Below are 19,792 nucleotides of genomic sequence, written 5' to 3'. Positions count from 1 at the left end.
CCGTCACGGTCCCCACTGTTCGACCGTACCTCCCGCGAGCCCGATCGCTCAGGAACCGGCGGCGGCGGCCAGCTCCACGTCCAGGCGCTCGCGGCGGATGCGCTGGTCGATGTACAGCAGCACGGTGACGGCGGCGGAGAACGGCGTGACCAGGAACGAGGCGACGACACCGCCGAGGGACTCGACGACCAGCGGCCCGACGCCGTACTCGACGCCCGCGACGAGCGCCGTGAACACCGACTGCACCAGCACGGACACGACGACCGTGAGCAGGGTCGTCAGCGCCAGCACGCCGAACACCCGCCACCACGCGCCGCGCACCAGGTCCCGCGACCGCTGCAACGAGTGCTTGACCGTCGTCTGCTCCAGCACCAGCGCCGTGGACGCCAGCGACACCAGCACGCCGATCCACACGCCGGGCACCACGCACAGCAGCGCGCCCACGAACACCACGACCGTCGTGACGACCGTCAGTCCGAGCAGGCCGGGCAGCCGGGGCTTGAGCTCGCGCCACCCCTCGCCGAGCCCGATCGTCCTGCCCAGCACGGCCTTGCTCACCAGGACGGTGAGGATTCCGGACAGCACGACCTGGCTGATCAGCCCGACGAACACACCGGCCGTGCCCAGGAACAGCAGGTCCCCGAGCGCGTCGAGGACCACCGACGGGTCGGGCTCGTTCGGGTCCAGGGTGGCGAGCGCGGCGACGTCGTCGGTGAAGGGCAGCGACAGGAGCAGGGTCAGCAGCTGGGACACGACCGCGACCACCAGCGAGACCACCGCGATCGGCTTCAGGTGCGAGCGGACCGCGGCGACGGCGCCGGAGAACAGGTCGCCGACGTCGAGCGGTCGCAGGGGGATCACACCGGGCTTCGGTGCCTCGCCCCACTGGGGCGCTCCACCGGTCGGGTAGGTCATCGTGTCGCTCCCCCGCGAGATCCGTGTTCGGAAAGTGTCCGTGATTGTGCCTGGTCGCCGGGCTCCGGCTCCTCGTCGGGGTGCGGTACGCGGGAGGTGCGCACCACGGGGAAGCCTCCGGAGCTACCCTCGGGTGTCCTGCTCCGCCTTCCGATGCGCGCCACGAGGTCATGGTCGATCCCTTCGGGCACGAAGCACTGCTCTACCACGACACCACCGAGCTCCTCGCCGGCACCACCACCTTCCTGAGCGAGGGAGTGGAGGCCGACGACGCCCTGCTGGTGGTGACGCCCGAACCAGGGCTGTCGCTGCTGCGCGAGAAGCTGGGCCGGCTGGGCGAGCGGGTGACGTTCCTCGACATGTCCGAGGTCGGCCGCAACCCCGGACGCATCCTGCCCGGTGTGCTGATGGCGTTCGCGGCCTCGAACGCCGACCGGCGCGTGCGCGTGGTGTCCGAGGCCGTGTGGAAGGGGCGCTCCGAGGCGGAGTACCCGGCCTGCGTGCAGCACGAGGCGCTGATCAACTCCGCGTTCGCCGGACGGCGCGCGACCATCCGGTGCCCCTACGACCTCTCCTCCCTGGACGAGCGGGCCGTCGCCGACGCCGAGCGCACCCATCCCGTGCTGGTCGAGCGGAACCGCTCCCGCGTCAGCGCCGCCTACGACGCCGCGGCCGCCGTCGCCGAGCACGACCAGCCGCTGCCTCCGCCACCGGGCGGCGTCGTGGCGCACCCGTTCGAAGCTCGGCAGCTCGCCGCGATGCGGCACCTGGTCTTCCAGCACGCGCTCGACAGCGGTCTGGCGCAGAACGTCGCGGAGGACCTCGTGCTCGCGGTGAACGAGCTGACCACGAACAGCGTCGTGCACGCGACGGGCGGCGGTGTGCTGCGGATCTGGTCGGAGGACGACGCCGTGGTGTGCGAGGTCCGCGACAACGGCACCTTCGGCGATTCCCCGGCAGGTCGCATACCGCCGTCGCCCAGCAGCAGCTTCAGCGGCTACGGCCTGATGATGACCAACATGCTGTGCGATCTGGTGCGCATCCACACCTCCCCCGAGGGCACGGCGATCCGCGTCCACGTGCGCCGCTGATCCAAGATCACCCGAGCGGCACGGAAATCACCCGTTCGTCGCTGACAGGTGGCACCGTGTCACAACGTCGTACCGCTCCCCCGGTCTCGCCGACGACGCGGCCGGGAAGCCCGCGGCACGACGTCCGTCCACAGTCGACTCCCGCGCGCGCCCCCGTCCGTCACCACGACCGGTGATCTCGCCCGCGCGGCGGCACGCCGCGGAGCGCGCAGGCGATCCACGTCCGGGCACCTCCGGGTGGTCGTCGTTCCCGGTGTGCCCCGAATCGTTTGTCCCCCACCGACCCGGGGCACACCCGTCTCATGACGAACACGGTCGTGCTGGACGTCGACGGGACCCTCGTCGACACCAACTACCACCACACGGTCGCGTGGCTGCGCGCGTTCCGGTCGATCGACCTGACCGTGCCCGCGTGGCGCGTGCACCGCGCCATGGGCATGGGGGGCGACAAGCTGGTGGGTCACGTGGCGGGCGACGACGTGGAGGACGAGCACGGCGACCGGCTGCGCGAGGCGTGGGAACGCGAGTTCGAGCCGGTGCTGAAGGAGGTCCAGCTCCTCGACGGCGCACGTGAACTGCTGAGCGCGATCGGCGAGCGCGGCTGGACGGTCGTCCTCGCCAGCTCGGGCAAGCAGGCCCACGTCGAGCACTACGTCGACCTGCTCGGCGCGCACGACCTGACCAGGACCAGTTCCGACGACGTGTCGGACAGCAAGCCGGCCCCCGACCTCCTGCGCGTGGCGCTGGACCGCGCCGGCGGCGAGGCCGCCGTCGTGATCGGCGACTCCGTGTGGGACTGCCGGGCCGCGGACAACGCGGACCTGGTCTGCGTGGGACTGCTCACCGGCGGGTTCGGTGAGGACGAGCTGCGCGCGGCGGGCGCTGCGGACGTCTGCTCGACGCTCGACCAGCTGCGCGGGCGGCTGGACGAGCTGCCCTTCTCCCCCGTCTAGCCACACTCTGCCGTCTTACGGAGGCGATCTCTCGTGCGCATCGGTTACACCCTCATGTGCGAGCAGTCAGGAGCCCGCGCGCTCGTGGAGCACGCGGCGTCGGCCGAGCGGGCCGGCTTCGACTTCGAGGTCATCAGCGACCACTACTTCCCGTGGCTCGTGGAGCAGGGGCACGCGCCCTACGCGTGGAGCGTGCTCGGCGCGGTCAGCCAGGTCACCGAGCGGGTGGACCTGATGACCTACGTGACCTGCCCGACCATGCGGTACCACCCGGCCGTGGTGGCGCAGAAGGCCGCGACCGTGCAGGAGCTGTCGAACGGCCGGTTCACGCTGGGGCTGGGAGCCGGGGAGAACCTCAACGAGCACGTCGTCGGCCGCGGCTGGCCACCGGTCAACGTGCGGCACGAGATGCTGATCGAGGCGGTGGACGTGATCTCGGCGCTGTTCGACGGCGGCCACGTCAACCACGCGGGCAAGCACTTCCGGGTGGACTCGGCGAAGCTGTGGGACCTCCCGGCCACCAGGGTGCCGATCGGCGTCGCGGTGTCCGGCTCGCAGTCGGTGCAGCTCTTCGCGCCCCGCTCGGAGGTGATGATCTCCACCGAGCCGAAGGCCGAGCTGTCGCAGGAGTGGGACCGCGTGTCCGGGGGGAAGAAGTCCCGCAAGGTCGGCCAGCTCCCGGTGTGCTTCGACACCGACCGGGACGCCGCCGTGGCTCGGGCCCACGAGCAGTTCCGCTGGTTCGCGGGCGGTTGGAAGGTCAACTCCGAGCTGCCCGGCCCGGCCGGTTTCGCCGGGGCCACCCAGTTCGTGCGGCCCGAGGACGTCGCCGCCAGCATCCCGTGCGGTTCCGACGTGGCCCCGATCGTGGACGCGGTGCGGGAGTTCCGCGACGCCGGGTACACGGATCTGGCGCTCGTGCAGATCGGGGAGAAGCACCAGCGGGCGTTCCTGGAGTTCGCGACCAGCGAGCTGCTCCCGGCTCTGCGGACCCTCTGAAGCCGTCCCCCTGACGGGTGGTGCCGAGTCGGCACCACCCGTCAGTCGTCCTCCTTGTTCTTGCCCTTGGCCTTGCCCTTGCCCTGGTTCTCCTCGGTGATCTGCGGCGGCGCGGGCTCGACCGGGGCGGGCTGCTCCACCACGACGGGCGGCGGGGCCTGCTCGACGACGGTGACGGGCGGCGGGGCGGGCTGCGGGGCCGCGGTCACCTCGGAGGTCTCCCCCACCGGGTCCACGACCTGCGTCGTCTCCCCGACCGGGTCGACCACCGGCGTCGTCTCCCCCACCGGGTCGACCACCGGCGTCGTCTCCCCCACCGGGTCCACGACCTGCGTCGTCTCCGGCTGGTCCTTCGCGCCCGACTCGCCCGTGGCGGGCGGCGACGAGCCGATCACCCCGCTCAGGCCGAGCACGAGCACGGTGCCGGCCGCCGCGGTGGCCCCGGCCAGCAGCAGCCCGGCACGCCGGGCACGCCGCGGCGGCACCTCCAGGTCGGCGGTGACGTCGAGCCGCGCGCCCACCGGGTCGGCCAGCGCGAGCGCGGCGAGACCGGTGCTGGTTTCGACGGCGGTGGCCAGCACGTCGGCGCACTCCGCGGCGGAGGGACGCATCGCCGGGTCGGAGTCGGTCATCGCGGTCAGCAGCTCGGGCCACGGGTCGGGCAGCTCGGTGGGCACGGCCGGGGGACGGCTCAGCCGGGCCAGCGCCGACTCCGCGTCACCACCGGGGTACTCCGGCCGGCCGGTCAGGCACTCCAGCAGCACGAGCCCGAGTCCGTAGACGTCGGCCGGGCCACCGACCTGGACGCCGCGGAGCTGTTCCGGGGCGAGATAACCGGCCGTGCCGACGAGGAAGCCCGATCCGGTGAGCCGGGTGGCGTGGGCCTGGAGCGCCAGACCGAAGTCCGCGAGGTACGCCTGACCGCACTCGTCGTCCAGGAGCACGTTCGACGGCTTCACGTCGCGGTGCACCACGCCCCTCGAGTGCACGTGGGCGAGCGTCCGGGCGACCTGGCAGCCGACGCGCGCGACGAACTCCGGCTCCAGCGGCTGGTACATGCGGGAGCGCAGCGTGCCGCCGCCGATCGCCTGCATGACGTAGAAGGGGCGGCCCTGGTGGGAGCCCGTGCCGTAGACCGCGACGACGCCGGGAGCGCTGAGGCTCCGCAGCACCTGCGCCTCGCGGTCGAGGCGGACCTGGTCCGCGGGGGCCGCCTTCGTGGCGAACACCTTCACCGCGACGTCGCGGTCCACGACGACGTCCCGCGCGAGGTAGACCTCGGCCATCCCGCCCGATCCGAGAAGGCCGAGGAGCCGGTACCGCCCCGCCACGACCTGCCCGGTCAGCTCACCGTCCCACACCTCGTCCATCTTCCGGATCCTCCACTGCGCCACCACGGACCGGTCCCCTGCGCAGCCGGACGGCTACTCACCGGAGTCAACCACACTGCTGAGGTCTTGCTCGTGTACCCGGCCCGGCAATGCACCAAACCCAGCGTCAGGCCGCTCGGAGCACAGCGGACCGCGCCGTTCGGAGCAGGCGCGCGGCCCCCGCGAGACAGGGACCACACCCGCGGCCACCCCCCGGCACGCGGTGCTGGGACGGTCGGCTCGCCGTGCCCGAACGGGCAACTCGCGCGCGGTCAGGGCACGCGGGGGTGGGGGTGGAAGAGCAGGTGGTCGTCCGTCGCGTCGACCCGCACCTCCTCGCCGGGGCTCACCTCACCGCGCAGGATGCGCTGGGCCAGGACGTTGTCGACCTCCCGCTGGATGGTGCGCCGCATGGGCCGGGCGCCGAACTCCGGCTCGTGACCGTGCGCGGCCAGCCAGTCCACGGCGGCCGGGGTGAACTCCAGCTCCACGTCCTGCGCGCGGGCGCGGCGCACGGTCCGCTCCAGCAGCAGCACGGTGATCTCCCGCAGCTGCTCGTCGGTGAGCCGCCGGAACACGATGATCTCGTCGACGCGGTTGAGGAACTCGGGCCGGAACTGCTCGCGCAGGCGGCGCAGGACGCGCTCCCGCAGCGGCTGGTCGGGGTTGTCCCCGCCGGAGCCGAAGCCGAGCTCGCCACCGGTGGACCTGGTGATCAGGTCGGAACCGATGTTGCTGGTCATGACCACGACGGTGCTGGAGAAGTCGACCGTGCGGCCCTGCCCGTCGGTGAGACGGCCGTCGTCGAGGAGCTGGAGCAGCAGGTTGAACACGTCGGGGTGCGCCTTCTCGACCTCGTCGAGCAGCACCACGGAGTACGGGGTGCGGCGCACGGCCTCGGTGAGCTGCCCGGCGTCGTCGTGGCCCACGTAGCCGGGCGGGGCGCCGACCAGGCGGCTGGCCGTGTGCCGCTCGCCGTACTCGCTCATGTCCAGCCGGATCATCCGGTCCTCGCTGCCGAACAACGCCTCCGCCAGCGCCCGCGCCAGCTCCGTCTTGCCGACGCCGGTGGGCCCGAGGAACAGGAACGAGCCGGTCGGCCGGTTCGGATCGCCCAGGCCCGCCCGCGAGCGGCGCACCGCGTCGGCCACCGCCGTCACGGCCTCCTCCTGCCCCACGACGCGCTGGTGCAGGTGCTCCTCCAGCCTGGCCAGCCGGTCGCGCTCCTCCTCGGTGAGCTGGCTGACCGGGATGCCGGTGTTGCGGGCGACGACCTCGGCGACGTCCCGCACGTCCACCTCCAGCACCCCGTTCGAACGGCCCTGCTGGCGTGCCCCGTCCATCCGCGCGCGCAGCTCGTTCAGCTCGTCGCGCAACGCCGAGGCGCGCTCGTACTGCTCGTCGGCGATGGCCTGGTCCTTGTCCCTGCTCAGCGCCTCGGACCGCTGTTCGAGGTCGCGGAGGTCGGCGCTCGGCCGCAGCGCCTGCATCCGCTTGCGGGCGCCCGCCTGGTCGATGACGTCGACGGCCTTGTCGGGCAGGTAGCGGTCGGCGACGTAGCGGTCCGTCAGCTCCACGGCGGCGATCAGCGCCTTCTCGGTGAACCGCACCTGGTGGTGCGCCTCGTACCGGTCGCGCAGCCCCAGCAGGATGTCGACGGCGTCGGCCACCGTCGGTTCGGGTACCACGATCGGCTGAAAGCGCCGGGCCAGTGCCGGGTCCTTCTCGACGTGCTTGCGGTACTCGTCCAGCGTGGTCGCCCCGATGACGTTCAGCTCACCGCGGGCCAGCGCCGGTTTGAGGATGTCGCCCGCACCGGCCGAACCGTCGCTGCTCCCCGCCGCGACGACCGTGTGCAGCTCGTCGACGAAGAGCACCAGCTCCGAGGAGTGCGTCCGCACCTCCTCGACCAGCTTGCTCATCCGCTCCTCGAAGTCGCCCCGGTAGCGGGTGCCCGCGACGACGCCCGTCAGGTCGAGCTGGACGACGCGGCGTCCGCGCAGCACCTCGGGCACGTCGCCCTCGGCGACGCGCTGGGCGATGCCCTCCACGACCGCGGTCTTGCCCACCCCGGCCTCGCCGATCAGCACCGGGTTGTTCTTGGTCCGCCTGGCCAGCACCTCGATGGTCTGCTCGATCTCGTCGGCCCGGCCGACGACCGGGTCCAGCTCCCCCCGGCGGGCCATCTGCGTCAGGTCGCGCCCGAACTCGTCCACGGTGGGCGTGCTCGACGACCGCACCGGCGCCTGCTGGGGCTGCTGGGTCTGCTGACCGCTCGGCGCGCGCCGCTCCAGCACGGCCCGGCTGAGCCGGTCGGGGGTCGCGCCCGCGTGCCGCAGCACCCGGCCGGCCTCGCACTCGGCGTTGGAGGCCAGCGCGAACAGCACGTGCTCCGGCCCGATGTAGGAGGAGTCCAGCGCCCGCGAGATGCGGTGCGCGTCCAGCAGCGCCCGCTTGGCCGACGGGGTGAGCAGGGGCGGGCGGCCGGTCGCCGCACCGGCGGGCTGGAACGCCTCCACCCGGTCGCGCATCAGGTCGGGGTCGACGTGCGCGCCGCGCAGCAGCTCGGCGGTGACCGGGAGCTGCGTCGCCGCCCACAGCAGGTGGTCGGCGTCCACGTCCGGTGAGCCGAGTTCGACGGCGCGGCTCACCGCCAGTGACACGAGCTGGCGGGCCTGGTCGCTGAGGAGCTGGTTGATGTCGACGCGGTAGAACTCGCCCCGTCCCCCGGCGCTGCTGCCGAGGAAGTGGGCGAGGAAGTCGTCGAACGACCCCGTGAAGCCGGTCATCGTCTCCTCCGGGTGACGTCGGGACTGAGCCTTGCGTCCCGAGTGCCTCCTGCCGGAGGCGCCAAACGCGTATTCCCGATGTGAGGAACGAAATATCTGTTGGCGAGACGGCCGGGAGCGACCTAGATTCGGAGGTACACAAGAGAGGAGGTGGTCCGGAGTTGTATAGCTACGGGACTCGTGAGGTGGCTGTCCGCTAGGACCGTCCGCAGGAACCTTTCTGGGCGTGCCTGGCGAATACCAGGCAGCCACCCGGCTCCGTCGTTCTGAACGCAGTCCGGTTCGGCCCGCTCCGGCGGGAAGTGGCGCGGAGCTGTCACAGCACGGAGCGAGGGCCCCGATCGCGGTCGCGATCGGGGCCCTCGTCGTGCGTGGGGCGGGCGGTCACTTGTCGCGGAACGCGTCCTTGACCTTCTCCGCGGCCTGCTTCAAGGAGCCCTTGGCCCGCTCGGCCCTGCCCTCGGCCTGCCACTGCTCGTTGCCGGTGGCCTCGCCGATGGTCTCCTTCGCCCGACCCTTCAGCTCCTCGCCCTTGTTCTGGACCTTGTCGTCGGCGCCCATCGCCAACTCCTCTCATCCGCTGTCGGGTTCTCACAGCGGGTAACCGTCCGTGCCGTTCGTCAAACGTCCCGCCGGTGACCGCGACGCCTGAGTTGTGCCGGTCGCCACCTGCTCATTACGGTGATCACGACAAGCGGTTGAAAAGCCAGCCGCAAGCCACGGGATCACCGGCACGTCGCCGGAGACCCCGGTCGCGAGAGACGAAGGCGCACGCCGTCGTCGCGCAGTGGGCTTGCAGCAGATACCGCTGACGTCCCGTGCACCCTTCTCTCTCGTGCCGTGTCCACCGTGCGAGAGAGGAGCCCGACCGTGGTCGGGGAGGACGGCCGAGGCAGATCGCTGACCGCGCGCGTCGCGCAGTTGGAAGCCGAGATCGCCGGGCTGCGCAAGGCGCTGGAGACCCGCACCGTCATCGGGCAGGCCACCGGCCTCATCGCGGCCGTGCTGGAGTGCACGCCGCAGGACGCCTTCAACCTGCTGGTGCGCATGTCGCAGCACCAGAACGTGAAACTGCACATCGGGGCCCGCCGACTGGTCGCCGCGTTCGAGACGACGCACCGCGGCGACCAGTCGGACCCGGACGCGGTGCTCGGTCAGCTGCTGTGGGAACGCCTCGTGGAGGCGTCGAACAGCACGAAGGACTCCGCGGGGACCTGAATCCCCGAGTCCGCGGGAGTCGCGCCGCCCCGGTCGAGCAGCACCTCACCGATCTCGTCCTCCAGCGGCACCGTCACCGCACCGGCGCTCAGGTTGCACACCAGCCGCAGGTCACCGCGGTGCAGCACGATCCACGAGTCGTCCGGAGCGGCGTGCACCTCGAAGCCGTCCAGCCGGGGGTCGGCGAGTTCCGGCCGCGTCCGGCGCAGCGCGACGAGGGACCGGTACAGCTCCAGCACCTCGCGGTGCCCCGGCTCGTCCCGCTCGGCCCACACCAGCCGCGACCGCCGGACCGTCTCCGGGTCCATCGGGTCGGGCACCTCCGCCTCGCCCCAGCCGTGCCGCCCGAACTCCCTGCGCCGGCCCGTCCGCACGGCCTCCGCCAGCTCCGGGTCCGGGAAGGAGGCGAAGAACTGCCACGGCGTGCTGGCCGCCCACTCCTCCCCCATGAAGATCATCGGGGTGTACGGCGAGCAGAACACGATCGCCGCACCGCAGGCGAGCAGGCCCTGCGACACCGTGGCGGACAGCCGGTCGCCGGTGGCGCGGTTGCCCACCTGGTCGTGGTTCTGCAGGTAGGCCAGGAAGCGGTGGCCGGGCGTCCGCGCGGTGTCCACCTGCCTGCCGTGCGTGCGCCCGCGGAACGACGACCACGTGCCCGCGTGGAAGAACGCCTCGCGCAGCGTGCGGGCCAGCGCGCCGGGCGCGGCGAAGTCCGCGTAGTAGCCGTCGGTCTCCCCCGACAGCGCCACGTGCAGGCAGTGGTGCAGGTCGTCGGACCACTGGGCGTGCAGGCCGAAGCCCCCCGACTCGCGCGCCGTGATCAGCCGCGGGTCGTTGAGGTCGGACTCGGCGATCAGCGTCAGCGGGCGGCGCACGGCGGCGGACAGCGCCTCCACCTCCACCGCCAGCTCCTCCAGCAGGTGCGTGGCGCGCCGGTCTGCCAGCGCGTGCACGGCGTCCAGCCGCAGGCCGTCCACGTGGAAGTCGCGCAGCCAGCCCAGCGCGTTGTCGATCACGTACCGGCGGACCTCGTCGGAGTCGGGACCGTCGAGGTTCAGGCCGGGGCCCCAGTCGTTCTGCCCGGCGAAGTACGGGCCGAAGCGGTCGAGGTACGCCCCGGACGGGCCGAGGTGGTTGTAGACGACGTCCAGCACGACGGCGAGACCTCGCGCGTGGCAGGCGTCGACGAACCGCTTGAAGGCGTCCGGACCGCCGTAGGGCTCGTGCACGGCGCCCCACAGGACGCCGTCGTAGCCCCAGCCGTCGGTGCCGTCGAAGGAGTTCACCGGCATGACCTCGACGTGGCTCACACCCAGTTCGACCAGGTGGTCGAGCCGGTCGAGCGCGGAGTCGAGGGTGCCCTCGGGGGTGAACGTGCCCACGTGCAGCTCGTAGATCACCGCGCCGGGCAGCGCGCTTCCCCGCCACGTCCGGTCGGTCCACGGGAACGCCCCGTGGTCGTAGACGCGGGACGGCGCGTGGACGCCGCCGGGCTGCCACGCCGAGCGCGGGTCGGGCAACGGGGTGTCGTCGTCGCCGAGCAGGAACGCGTAGTCGGTCCCGCTCACCTCCGCGCGCCACCAGCCGCCGCTGCCGCGGGTCATCTCGTGGTCGGTGCCGTCGACGCGGCCCCGGACGCGCTCGTGCGCCGGGGCCCAGACCGTGAAGCTCACAGATCTCCTCGCACGAGCAGGGCCACGGGGTAGCGGTCGAGCAGTCCGGCCAGGGCCGGGCAGTCGCCGTCGACCTCGCGGCCGGTGATGACGTCGGTCCACGTCCCCGGCCCGGCGGGCAGCGGCAGGACGGTGTCGCCCCACCCGCCGCGGGCGTCGAGGCCCACGGGCAGGCGCGTGACGACGGTGACGAGGCCGGGCGAGCGGCTGAACGCGAGCGCGTGCCGGGCCGCCTCGCCCTCCGCGCGCAGCGGGCGGTAGCCGGAGAACAGCTCCGGCCGCTCGCGGCGCAGCAACAGCGCCCGGTGCACGACGAGCAGCTTCGCCGCGCCGCTGTCGTCGACCGGCGGCAGCTCACCGGCGGTGACCCGGTCGAGGATCGCCCGCCGCGCGTCGTGGTCGACCGGCCTGCGGTTGTCCGGGTCGACCAGGGACAGGTCCCACAGCTCGGTGCCCTGGTAGACGTCGGGGACACCGGGCGAGGTGAGCTGGAGCAGCTTCTGCCCCAGCGAGTTGGACCACCCGGCCGGGGTGACCCGCGAGACGAACCGCTCGACCTCGCCCGCCAGCTCCGCGTCGCCGAGGACCTCGTCGGGCCACGCCGCGACGGCGCGTTCGAACTCCTCGTCGTGGTCGACCCACGTCGTGCGGACCTTGGCCTCCTTGGATGCCTTGTCCAGGTAGTCGCGCAGCCGGTCGGGGCCGATCGGCCACGCGCCGACGAGCGTCTGCCACGCGAGCAGGTCCAGCGTGGGCTCGGGCAGGCCGCGTCGCGCCGACCACCGGCGCACGGCCTCGCCGAACTCCTCCGGCACCTCCGAGAGCACGGCCAGCCGGGCGCGCACGTCCTCGGAACGCTTGGTGTCGTGCGTGGTCAGCGTCGTCATCGTCGCGGGCCACCCGGCGTCGCGGGCGGCGGCGAGGGCGTGGAACTCGTCCACGCCGACGCCGAAGCGGTCGGGCGAGCCGCCGACCTCGTTCAGCGCGGCGAAGCGGCTGTAGCGGTAGAACGCGGTGTCCTCGGTGCCCTTGGCGACGACCATGCCGGACGTCTGCTGGATGCGGGTGGCCAGCTCACCGCGCGGGTCCTCGCGCACCTGCCGGTCGAGCGCGTCGAGCGCGGGCGCCAGGTCGGGACGCGCGGAGCGCACCCGCCGGATCGCCTCGGCCCAGTGCGCGCCGCCCTCGGGCAGGTACGACCGGTACACCGGGAACGCGATCATGACCTCGGCCACGGCCGCGCGGGCGGACTCCTCGTCCACCCCCCGCACGAGCGCGGCGATGCGGCGCACCTCGGCCACCAGGATGGTGTCCGTGACGAGCCTGCGGGTCTCCTCCTGCACGGCGTGGAAGTCGGTGGACACACCGAGCTTCTCGGCCAGGTCGGTGAACTCCTGCTCGGCCGCCGCGTCGACGAACACGCCGCTGATCTCGCGCAGCGCGTCGTAGCCGGTGGTGCCGTCCACCGGCCAGCTCGCGGGCAGCTCCTCGCCGGGGTGCAGGATCTTCTCCACGACCAGCCACGCGCCGGGAGCGGCCTCGCGCAGCTGCCGCGCGTAACCACCGGGGTCGGCCAGACCGTCCGGGTGGTCCACGCGCAGGCCGGTGACCTCGCCGGAGGCGACCCACCGCAGCACCTCGCGGTGCGTGGCCTCGAACACCTCCTGCTCCTCGACGCGCGCGGCGGCGAGGGTGGTGATGTCGAAGAAGCGCCGGTAGTTCAGCTCGGCGTTGCCGCGCCGCCAGGAGACCAGCTCGTAGTGCTGCCGGTCGTGCACCTCGCGGGCCGTCCCGCCGCCGGTGCCGGGCGCGACGGGGAAGCGGTGGTCGTAGTAGGTGAGCTCGTCGCCGTCGACCGCCAGGTCGTCCAGCGCCGCGTCCTCCTCGCCCAGCACGGGCAGCAGCAGCCGCCCGCGCGACCAGTCGACGTCGAAGTAGGCCGCGTGCGCCGACTCCGGCCCGTGCTTCAGCACGTCCCACCACCACGGGTTGACGTGCGGGACCTCGACGGACAGGTGGTTGGGCACGATGTCCACCACCAGGCCCAGACCGGCCTGCTTCAGCAGACCGGCGAGCACGGCGCGCTGCTCCTCACCGCCCAGGGCGGGACGCGCCCTGGTCGGGTCGACCACGTCGTAGCCGTGGGTCGAGCCGGGCGCGGCGTCCAGGACCGGCGAGGCGTAGAGCGCGCCCACGCCCAGCCGGTCCAGGTAGTCGACGAGCCCGGCGGCGTCGGCGAAGGTGAACTCGGGACGGAACTGGATGCGGTACGTAGAACTGGGGATCGTCATTCCTCGTCCTGCTCGACGCGTTGCAGCACGACCAGCGACCGTGCCACGAGGTTCAGCTTGCCGCCGGCCGGGACGGTGTCGCCGCCCACCTCGGAGGAGACCTCACCGGTCGCGGTGTCGACCACGACCTCCCACTGCTGGCCGTAGTCCCCGCCCGGCAGGGTCATCTCGATGTCCTCGTAGTGGGCGTTGAACCCGATGAGGAACGAGTCGTCCACGACCCGCATGCCGCGCTGGTCCAGGTCCGGGATGCCCTCGCCGTTGAGGAACACGACGATGGCCTTGCCGAAGCCGTCGTCCCAGTTCTGCTCCTTCATCTCCTCGCCGGACGGCGTGAACCACGCGATGTCGCGCAGCTCCTCGTCCTTGCGGATCGGCTTGCCGGCGAAGAAGCGGCGGCGGCGGAACACCGGGTGCTGCTTGCGGAACTCGGTCAGCGCCGAGGTGAAGTCGATGAGGTCCTTGTTCTCCTCGGCGAGGGACCAGTCGACCCACGACAGCTCGGTGTCCTGGCAGTAGGCGTTGTTGTTGCCCTGCTGGGTGCGTCCCATCTCGTCGCCGTGCAGCAGCATCGGCACGCCCTGCGACAGCAGCAGCGTCGCCAGGAGGTTGCGGCGCTGCCGCTCGCGCAGCGCGACGACCTCCGGGTCGTCCGTCGGGCCCTCGACGCCGCAGTTCCACGACCGGTTGTCGTCGGCGCCGTCGCGCCCGCCCTCGCCGTTGGCGTCGTTGTGCTTGTCGTTGTAGGACACGAGGTCGGTGAGGGTGAACCCGTCGTGCGCGGTGACGAAGTTGATCGACGCGTACGGCCGGCGGCCGTCGTGCTTGTAGAGGTCGGACGAGCCGGTGATGCGCGAGGCGAACTCGCCCAGCGTCGAGGGCTCGCCGCGCCAGAAGTCGCGGACGGTGTCGCGGTACTGGCCGTTCCACTCCGTCCACAGCGGCGGGAAGTTTCCGACCTGGTAACCACCGGGGCCGACGTCCCACGGCTCGGCGATCAGCTTCACCTGGCTGACGACCGGGTCCTGCTGGACCAGGTCGAAGAACGTCGCCAGCCGGTCGACGTCGTAGAACTCGCGCGCGAGGGCGGCGGCCAGGTCGAACCGGAAGCCGTCGACGTGCATCTCGGTCACCCAGTACCGCAGCGAGTCCATGATCAGCTGCAACGTGTGCGGGCTGCGCACGTTCAGGGAGTTGCCGGTGCCGGTGTAGTCCATGTAGTACGTCGGGTCGTCCTCGACGAGCCGGTAGTACGCCTGGTTGTCGATGCCGCGCATGGACAGCGTGGGGCCCAGGTGGTTGCCCTCGGCGGTGTGGTTGTAGACCACGTCGAGGATGACCTCGATGTTCGCCTCGTGCAGGGCGCGGACCATGCCCTTGAACTCCTGGACCTGACCGGCCTGCTCCGGCATCGCCGCGTAGGCGTCGTGCGGGGCGAAGAAGCCGATCGTGTTGTAGCCCCAGTAGTTGCGCAGGCCCTTCTCGGTGAGTCCGTGGTCGGTGACGAACTGGTGCACCGGCATCAGCTCGATCGCCGTCACGCCGAGGCTCTTGAGGTGCTCGATGATCGCCGGGTGCGCCAGGCCCGCGTAGGTGCCGCGCAACCGGTCGGGGATCTCCGGGTGGTTCATCGTGAGGCCCTTGACGTGCGCCTCGTAGATGACCGACTCGTTGTAGGGCGTCCTCGGGGGACGGTCGTTGGCCCAGTCGAAGAACGGGCTCACCACGAGCGAGTGCGGCACGTGGGCCGCCGAGTCGGCGTCGTTGCGCTCGTCCGGCGAACCGAACCTGTAGCTGAACAGCGACTCGTCCCAGTCCACCTCGTGCGAGATGGCCTTGGCGTAGGGGTCGATCAGCAGCTTGTTCGGGTTGCAGCGCAGGCCCTGTGCGGGGTCGTACGGTCCGTGCACCCGGTAGCCGTAGCGCTGGCCGGGTCCGATGCCGAGCAGGTACCCGTGGTGCACGAAGCCGTCGACCTCGGGAAGGGTGGTCCTCGTCTCCTCGCCGTTCTCGTCGAACAGGCACAGCTCGACGCGTTCGGCGACCTCAGAGAAGAGGGCGAAGTTGGTGCCGACACCGTCGTAGGTGGCGCCGAGCGGGTAGGGCGTTCCGGGCCAGGGCCGCACGTGTTCTCCTCAGGCGGTCACTCGGCCGCGCCAGCGGCCGGGGGACTCAAGACGTACCCGCGCGAGAGGCGCGGGAATCACTCCACGCCGTGAGCTAGGTCGCCTCCGTGCAGAGCGTGCGAGCGGGCGAGCTGACCCCGCGCCGCCACCAGGAGGATGCGGGCCTCCGGAAGTTCGGAGTACCTCAGGTGCTCCGCCGCGGCCTCCGCGCACGCGAGCGCCTGTTCCAGGGCGTTGTCGGCGACCAACCGCGCTTCACCGGTGGACCTCAGCGCGGCGCGCAGCGCCTCCTCGGCCTGCGCGGCCCCGGAGACCGGATCTGCCAGGACGGCCGGGCGGATCGAGGAGAGGACCTGCTCGACCGTGAGCTCCAGCGCCTCTGTCGGGTTCTGCGTGCGAAGAGCAGAACTCATGGGTACGCCACCTCCAAACCGGGAAACGATCTTCGTCGGGTGACGCCGATCACGATACTCCGCACGGCTGCTGCCAGCGGTGACGCACGCGTTTCCACCCATCGGCCTCACCCGTCGGTGTGACGTGGGAGGGGACGAGCGGCTCGCAGGGGGGCGACGGCGCTGCGCACCCGCTCGTCGGCGAAGAACTCGTCGACGGTCGCGGGCAGCGGAATGCGCCAGTTCGGGTACTGGTCGGTCGTGCCGGGCAGGTTGGGCTGCCTGCTCTCGTCCAGCAGGTCCGCCGGCGAGGTCAGCACGAGCTTCGACGCGGAGGAGGCGAGGAGCGCGTGCAGCGCGACCAGGAGGTCATCGGTCGGCACCCCCTCCCGGCGCAGCAGTTCCACCAGTGCCCGGCGTTCTGCCCCGGCCGCCTCGTATTCCCGCTCGGGTGGGCCGTCAAACATGCCCAGGTCAGCTCGCACCCGGACGTGTTCGGCCGTCAGCCAGCCCGCCACCGTGGGCAGGTCGTGGGTGGAGATGCTCGCCATCGCGTCCGGGTCCCAGTTCTGCGGCGCGACGAACGGCTCGCCCGGCGCCCGCCAGTCGCGCTGGAACCACAGCACGGCGGAGCTGAGCAGACCGCGCTCGTGCATCGTCCTGGTGACCTCGGGCTCCACCGTGCCCAGGTCCTCCCCCACCACGACCGCGCCTGCGCGGTGCGCCTCCAGCGCGAGCACGCCGACCATCGCCTCGGCGTCGTAGTGGACGTAGGTGCCGCGCGACGGGGGCTCGCCCGGCGGGATCCACCACAGCCGCCACAGTCCGGCGACGTGGTCGACGCGGATGCCGTCTCCGTGCCGCAGCACGCTGCGCACCACGTCGCGGAACGGCGCGTAGCCGAGTTCCGCCAGCCGGTCGGGCCGCCACGGCGGCAGGTTCCAGTCCTGTCCCTGCTGGTTGAACGCGTCGGGCGGCGCACCGACGGTCACGCGGGAGGCGAACACGTCGCGCAGCGCCCAGGTGTCCGCGCCGCCGGGGTGCACGCCCACGGGCAGGTCGTGCACGACGCCGACGGACATGCCCGCCTCGCGCGCGGCGCGCTGCACGCCGTCGAGCTGGACGTGGCACAGCTCCTGGAGCCAGGCGTGGAAGGAGACCCGGTCGGCCAGCTCGGCGGTCGCGGCGGCCACCTCGGGGCTCGCCGGATCGCGCAGCGCCCGCGGCCACTCGCGCCAGTCCGGCCCGTGCGCCTCGGCCAGGGCGCAGAACACGGCGAACGCGCGCAGCGCCGGGTCGGCGTCGAGGTCGACCGGCTCGGGGTGGTGCGGCCACAGCAGTTCCAGGGCGGCGCGCTTGGCGTCCCACACGGCGTCGTAGTCGATCAGGTCGGTGCCCGCGGGGACCGCCAGGGCGAGCACGCGGGCCCGGAGGTCGTCGTCGGCGCGGGCGAAGGCCTCGGTGTCCTGCACGCGCAGGTACAGCGGGTTGGCGAAGCGGCGGCTCGCCGGGGAGTAGGGGGAGCGCTCGACGGGGTGGGTGGGGCTGATCGCCTGGACCGGGTTGACCAGCAGCACACCCGCGTCCAGCTCCTCGGCGGAGCGGCGGACGGTCGTGGCGAGGTCGCCGAAGTCGCCCATCCCCCACGACTGCGCCGAGCGCAGCGAGTAGAGCTGGAGCATCAGCCCCCAGGCCGGGGGCGCCTCGGGCAGCCGGTCCGGCACCACGGCCAGCACGACGTCCTGGTCCCCCACGACGAGCCGGTGCCAGCCGAGCGGCAGGTCGGCGGGGACCGAGCCGTCGACCTCGCGGGTCCCGCCGTCCTCCAGGTGCACCGCACCGGCGCCCGGCAGGTCGTGCTTCGTGCCCTCGCGCAGCACGAGCGTGGGCGGCAGCACCGCCCTCGCCCGCGCCTCGCGCAGCGCGGCGAGTTCGCGGGAGACGGCGTCGGGTGTCGAGGCGTCGACGTCGAACTGGGCGAGGACCGCCACGACGACGTCCTCGTCGACCTCCACCTCGCGCTGGTCTGAGTTCTCGTAGCGGGTGGCCACCCCGCACGCTTCGGCTAGGGCGACGAGGTCCTGATCCACGTCCTCAGCATCGTCGCCGCCGCTGGCCCGCGCCACACGGGAGCACGGCGGGCACGCGAGGGCCGCAGGCTGGACGGGGTGCCGGTGGGCGAGATCACAGGTCGGCGATCAGCCGACGGCCCCGGTGGAGTCCCGGACGACGAGGTGCTGCGGCAGGGGCCGGACGACCGCGTCGGAGCGGCCCGCGCGCACACGGGCCAGCAGGTCCTCCACCGCCCGCTCGCCGTGCTCGCGCTCCGCGCCCTCCACGGCCGTCAGCCCCACCGCCCTGGTCAGCTCCTTGCCCTCCAGGCTCACGATCGACACGTCCGCCGGCACCTCGCGCCCGTCGCGGCGCAGCCGCAGGAACACGCCCAGCGCGGCCTCACCGCTGGAGCTGATCACCGCGGTCGGCAGCCGCTCGGCGTCGAGCAGCACGTCCACGACCTGCTCACCGCCGATGACGGTCGGCGAGCACCACACCGTCCACTCCGGGCGGACCGCCAGCCCCTGCGCGGTGAGGACCTCGTCGTAGGTCTCGTCCACTCCCTCCGGCAGCACGAGCGCGATGTCGTGGTGGCCCAGTCCGATCAGGTGGGCGGCGGCGAGGCGCAGCGCCTCGGTCAGGTCTCCGTCGGCGACCGACACCACCGGCACGCCGAGTCCCGCCAACGCTTGCGCCTCGCCCTCGTCGGGGGTCACCGACAGCAGCAGCACGCCGTCCACCCGTCTGCCGAGCGGCATCTCCTCGAAGAACCCGGCACGCGCCGCGGCGTCGCCCAGGACGTAGAGCAGCACGTCGTACCCGGCCTGGCGCAGCGCGCCCTCCGCACCGGCGAGGACCTCTCCCCTGCCGACGTCCGAGGCCAGCACGGCGATGGCGTAGCGGCGGCCGCCGGCCAGGCTGGAGGCGTCGCGAGCGATGGCGTAGCGCATCCGCTTCGCCACCTCGGTCACGTTCCGCCGCGTCGCCTCGGACACCCCGGGTTCGCCCCGCAGCGCCCGCGACACCGTCGCGGCCGACACCCCGGCGGCCCGTGCCACGTCGGACATGCTCGTCACCGTCGACCCACCTCCGTCATCCGAGAGTATGCAGAACCGAGTCCCCCCGGCGTGGAGCACGGGTGTCCGGTCACAGCGCGTGTGCGAAGCTGCGCCGGTGGACACGACGGAGTGGGAGCGGCGGGTCGCGCTGCTGTGGGCGAGCTCGGACGAGCAGCGCGAGGAGGACTTCCTCGCGCGAGTGGCGGAACTGGCCGAGCAGGCACCGGGGAGCGACGGCGCCGGGACCTTCGAGCGGGCGGCCGCGTTCGACTCGACCGGCCACCCCGACCTCGCGGTGCCGCTGTACCGGCAGGCGCTCGACCTGGGGCTGACCGGCGAGCGGCGCCGCCGCGCCGTGATCCAGCTCGCCAGTTCCCTGCGCAACCTCGGCCGGCCGGAGGAGAGCGTCGCGCTGCTGACCGCCGAGCTGACCGGGGAGTCCGACCACCTGGACGACGCGGTCCGCGCCTTCCTGGCCCTGGCCCTCGTCGACGTCGGCCGCGAGCGGGAGGCGGTGTCGCTGGCGCTCGGCGCGCTCGCACCCCACCTGCCCCGCTACCAGCGCTCGCTGGGGAACTACGCCCGGCAGCTCGTGGAGTCCTGAGGTCCTCCTCGCGGGCCGTGCGGATCGGCGACCGCGTCACCGAGAGGTGCGCCGTCGCCCTCGCCGAGCGGCCTCGCGGACCGGGCGCACGAGATCCACGTCGCGGCGCAGGCGCGCCCCGCGGTGCTCGCGCGCGCGGGCGCGCGCGAGCACTGAGGTCGGTGACGCCGCACCCCTGCGCCGAGCGCTCGGGACGTGCGCCCCCTTCCGCTCGGGCCCGGAGGCCCGCCTCGCGGTGCTGGAACTCGCGACCCG

General features: G+C 72.7%; 15 protein-coding genes. 5 read left to right on the top strand and 10 right to left on the bottom strand.

The features are described 5' to 3' along the window. Positions 1-48: 48 nt before the first annotated feature. Positions 49-915 (bottom strand): YciC family protein, encoded by an 867-nt coding sequence (locus IMZ35_RS16315; protein ID WP_199441950.1) that lies wholly within the window; start codon positions 913-915, stop codon positions 49-51. Positions 916-1,085: 170 nt separating this feature from the next. Here IMZ35_RS16315 and IMZ35_RS16310 point away from each other — a divergent pair, with 170 nt between their 5' ends. The 3 genes from IMZ35_RS16310 (at position 1,086) to IMZ35_RS16300 (ending at position 3,958) form a co-directional block, all read left to right on the top strand. Next, the gene (locus IMZ35_RS16310; protein WP_199441949.1) at positions 1,086-2,006 is read left to right on the top strand and encodes a sensor histidine kinase; all 921 of its coding nucleotides are present in this window, start codon (positions 1,086-1,088) and stop codon (positions 2,004-2,006) included. Positions 2,007-2,308: 302 nt separating this feature from the next. Then, on the top strand, positions 2,309-2,959 hold the full coding sequence (locus IMZ35_RS16305; protein WP_199441948.1) for an HAD family hydrolase: 651 nt from the start codon (positions 2,309-2,311) through the stop codon (positions 2,957-2,959). A 33-nt stretch (positions 2,960-2,992) separates the two neighbouring features. Beyond that, on the top strand, positions 2,993-3,958 hold the full coding sequence (locus IMZ35_RS16300; protein WP_199441947.1) for an LLM class F420-dependent oxidoreductase: 966 nt from the start codon (positions 2,993-2,995) through the stop codon (positions 3,956-3,958). Between the two features lie 41 nt (positions 3,959-3,999). Here IMZ35_RS16300 and IMZ35_RS16295 read toward each other — a convergent pair whose 3' ends face one another. The 3 genes from IMZ35_RS16295 to IMZ35_RS16285 all read right to left on the bottom strand — a co-directional run bounded on the left by IMZ35_RS16295 (position 4,000) and on the right by IMZ35_RS16285 (position 8,678). Continuing rightward, complete coding sequence (locus IMZ35_RS16295) at positions 4,000-5,328, bottom strand: serine/threonine-protein kinase (protein ID WP_199441946.1); 1,329 nt, start codon at positions 5,326-5,328, stop codon at positions 4,000-4,002. A gap of 272 nt (positions 5,329-5,600) precedes the next feature. After that, positions 5,601-8,117, bottom strand: coding sequence for an ATP-dependent Clp protease ATP-binding subunit (locus tag IMZ35_RS16290; protein ID WP_199441945.1), 2,517 nt, complete (start codon positions 8,115-8,117; stop codon positions 5,601-5,603). 384 nt (positions 8,118-8,501) lie between these two features. Continuing rightward, the gene (locus IMZ35_RS16285) at positions 8,502-8,678 is read right to left on the bottom strand and encodes a CsbD family protein (RefSeq protein ID WP_199441944.1); all 177 of its coding nucleotides are present in this window, start codon (positions 8,676-8,678) and stop codon (positions 8,502-8,504) included. A gap of 309 nt (positions 8,679-8,987) precedes the next feature. On the opposite strand from IMZ35_RS16285, the gene IMZ35_RS16280 reads away from it, so the two are divergent. Further along, positions 8,988-9,335 carry an ANTAR domain-containing protein gene (locus IMZ35_RS16280; RefSeq protein ID WP_199441943.1) on the top strand — a complete coding sequence of 116 codons (348 nt, stop codon included), beginning with the start codon at positions 8,988-8,990 and terminating at the stop codon, positions 9,333-9,335. Here IMZ35_RS16280 and treZ read toward each other — a convergent pair. The 6 genes from treZ to IMZ35_RS16250 form a co-directional block, all read right to left on the bottom strand. Then, positions 9,272-11,011, bottom strand: a complete 1,740-nt coding sequence (treZ, locus tag IMZ35_RS16275) for a malto-oligosyltrehalose trehalohydrolase (RefSeq protein ID WP_199441942.1) — start codon at positions 11,009-11,011, stop codon at positions 9,272-9,274. The genes IMZ35_RS16280 and treZ overlap by 64 nt on opposite strands. Then, on the bottom strand, positions 11,008-13,302 hold the full coding sequence (gene treY, locus IMZ35_RS16270) for a malto-oligosyltrehalose synthase (protein ID WP_199441941.1): 2,295 nt from the start codon (positions 13,300-13,302) through the stop codon (positions 11,008-11,010). The genes treZ and treY overlap by 4 nt, the downstream gene beginning before the upstream one ends. Then, positions 13,299-15,428 (bottom strand): glycogen debranching protein GlgX, encoded by a 2,130-nt coding sequence (glgX, locus tag IMZ35_RS16265; RefSeq protein WP_199441940.1) that lies wholly within the window; start codon positions 15,426-15,428, stop codon positions 13,299-13,301. Before glgX ends, treY begins: the two co-directional genes overlap by 4 nt. Before the next feature lie 77 nt (positions 15,429-15,505). Beyond that, positions 15,506-15,841: a hypothetical protein gene (locus IMZ35_RS16260; RefSeq protein ID WP_199441939.1), complete on the bottom strand. Its 336-nt coding sequence runs from the start codon at positions 15,839-15,841 to the stop codon at positions 15,506-15,508. Between the two features lie 107 nt (positions 15,842-15,948). Continuing rightward, positions 15,949-17,910 carry a 4-alpha-glucanotransferase gene (gene malQ / locus IMZ35_RS16255; protein ID WP_199441938.1) on the bottom strand — a complete coding sequence of 654 codons (1,962 nt, stop codon included), beginning with the start codon at positions 17,908-17,910 and terminating at the stop codon, positions 15,949-15,951. Positions 17,911-18,018: 108 nt separating this feature from the next. After that, the gene (locus IMZ35_RS16250) at positions 18,019-18,942 is read right to left on the bottom strand and encodes a LacI family DNA-binding transcriptional regulator (protein ID WP_199441937.1); all 924 of its coding nucleotides are present in this window, start codon (positions 18,940-18,942) and stop codon (positions 18,019-18,021) included. A 106-nt stretch (positions 18,943-19,048) separates the two neighbouring features. Here IMZ35_RS16250 and IMZ35_RS16245 point away from each other — a divergent pair, with 106 nt between their 5' ends. Continuing rightward, positions 19,049-19,537, top strand: a complete 489-nt coding sequence (locus IMZ35_RS16245; protein WP_307868233.1) for a tetratricopeptide repeat protein — start codon at positions 19,049-19,051, stop codon at positions 19,535-19,537. The last annotated feature ends 255 nt before the right edge of the window (positions 19,538-19,792 follow it).

Origin of the sequence: Umezawaea beigongshangensis, from assembly GCF_016464305.1 — a bacterium.
Lineage (GTDB): Bacteria > Actinomycetota > Actinomycetes > Mycobacteriales > Pseudonocardiaceae > Umezawaea_A > Umezawaea_A beigongshangensis.
Note: the sequence above shows the minus strand (reverse complement) of the source record. Positions and strands in the feature narration are given on the sequence as shown.

Bases quoted from the DNA above. Each gene is read 5' to 3' on its own strand.
- IMZ35_RS16305 (WP_199441948.1), top strand. From the start codon at position 2,309: ATGACGAACACGGTCGTGCTGGACGTCGACGGGACCCTCGTCGACACC.
- treY (WP_199441941.1), bottom strand. From the start codon at position 13,302: ATGACGATCCCCAGTTCTACGTACCGCATCCAGTTCCGTCCCGAGTTC.
- IMZ35_RS16260 (WP_199441939.1), bottom strand. From the start codon at position 15,841: ATGAGTTCTGCTCTTCGCACGCAGAACCCGACAGAGGCGCTGGAGCTC.
- IMZ35_RS16290 (WP_199441945.1), bottom strand. From the start codon at position 8,117: ATGACCGGCTTCACGGGGTCGTTCGACGACTTCCTCGCCCACTTCCTC.
- IMZ35_RS16295 (WP_199441946.1), bottom strand. From the start codon at position 5,328: ATGGACGAGGTGTGGGACGGTGAGCTGACCGGGCAGGTCGTGGCGGGG.
- IMZ35_RS16315 (WP_199441950.1), bottom strand. From the start codon at position 915: ATGACCTACCCGACCGGTGGAGCGCCCCAGTGGGGCGAGGCACCGAAG.
- IMZ35_RS16310 (WP_199441949.1), top strand. From the start codon at position 1,086: ATGGTCGATCCCTTCGGGCACGAAGCACTGCTCTACCACGACACCACC.
- IMZ35_RS16285 (WP_199441944.1), bottom strand. From the start codon at position 8,678: ATGGGCGCCGACGACAAGGTCCAGAACAAGGGCGAGGAGCTGAAGGGT.
- IMZ35_RS16250 (WP_199441937.1), bottom strand. From the start codon at position 18,942: ATGTCCGACGTGGCACGGGCCGCCGGGGTGTCGGCCGCGACGGTGTCG.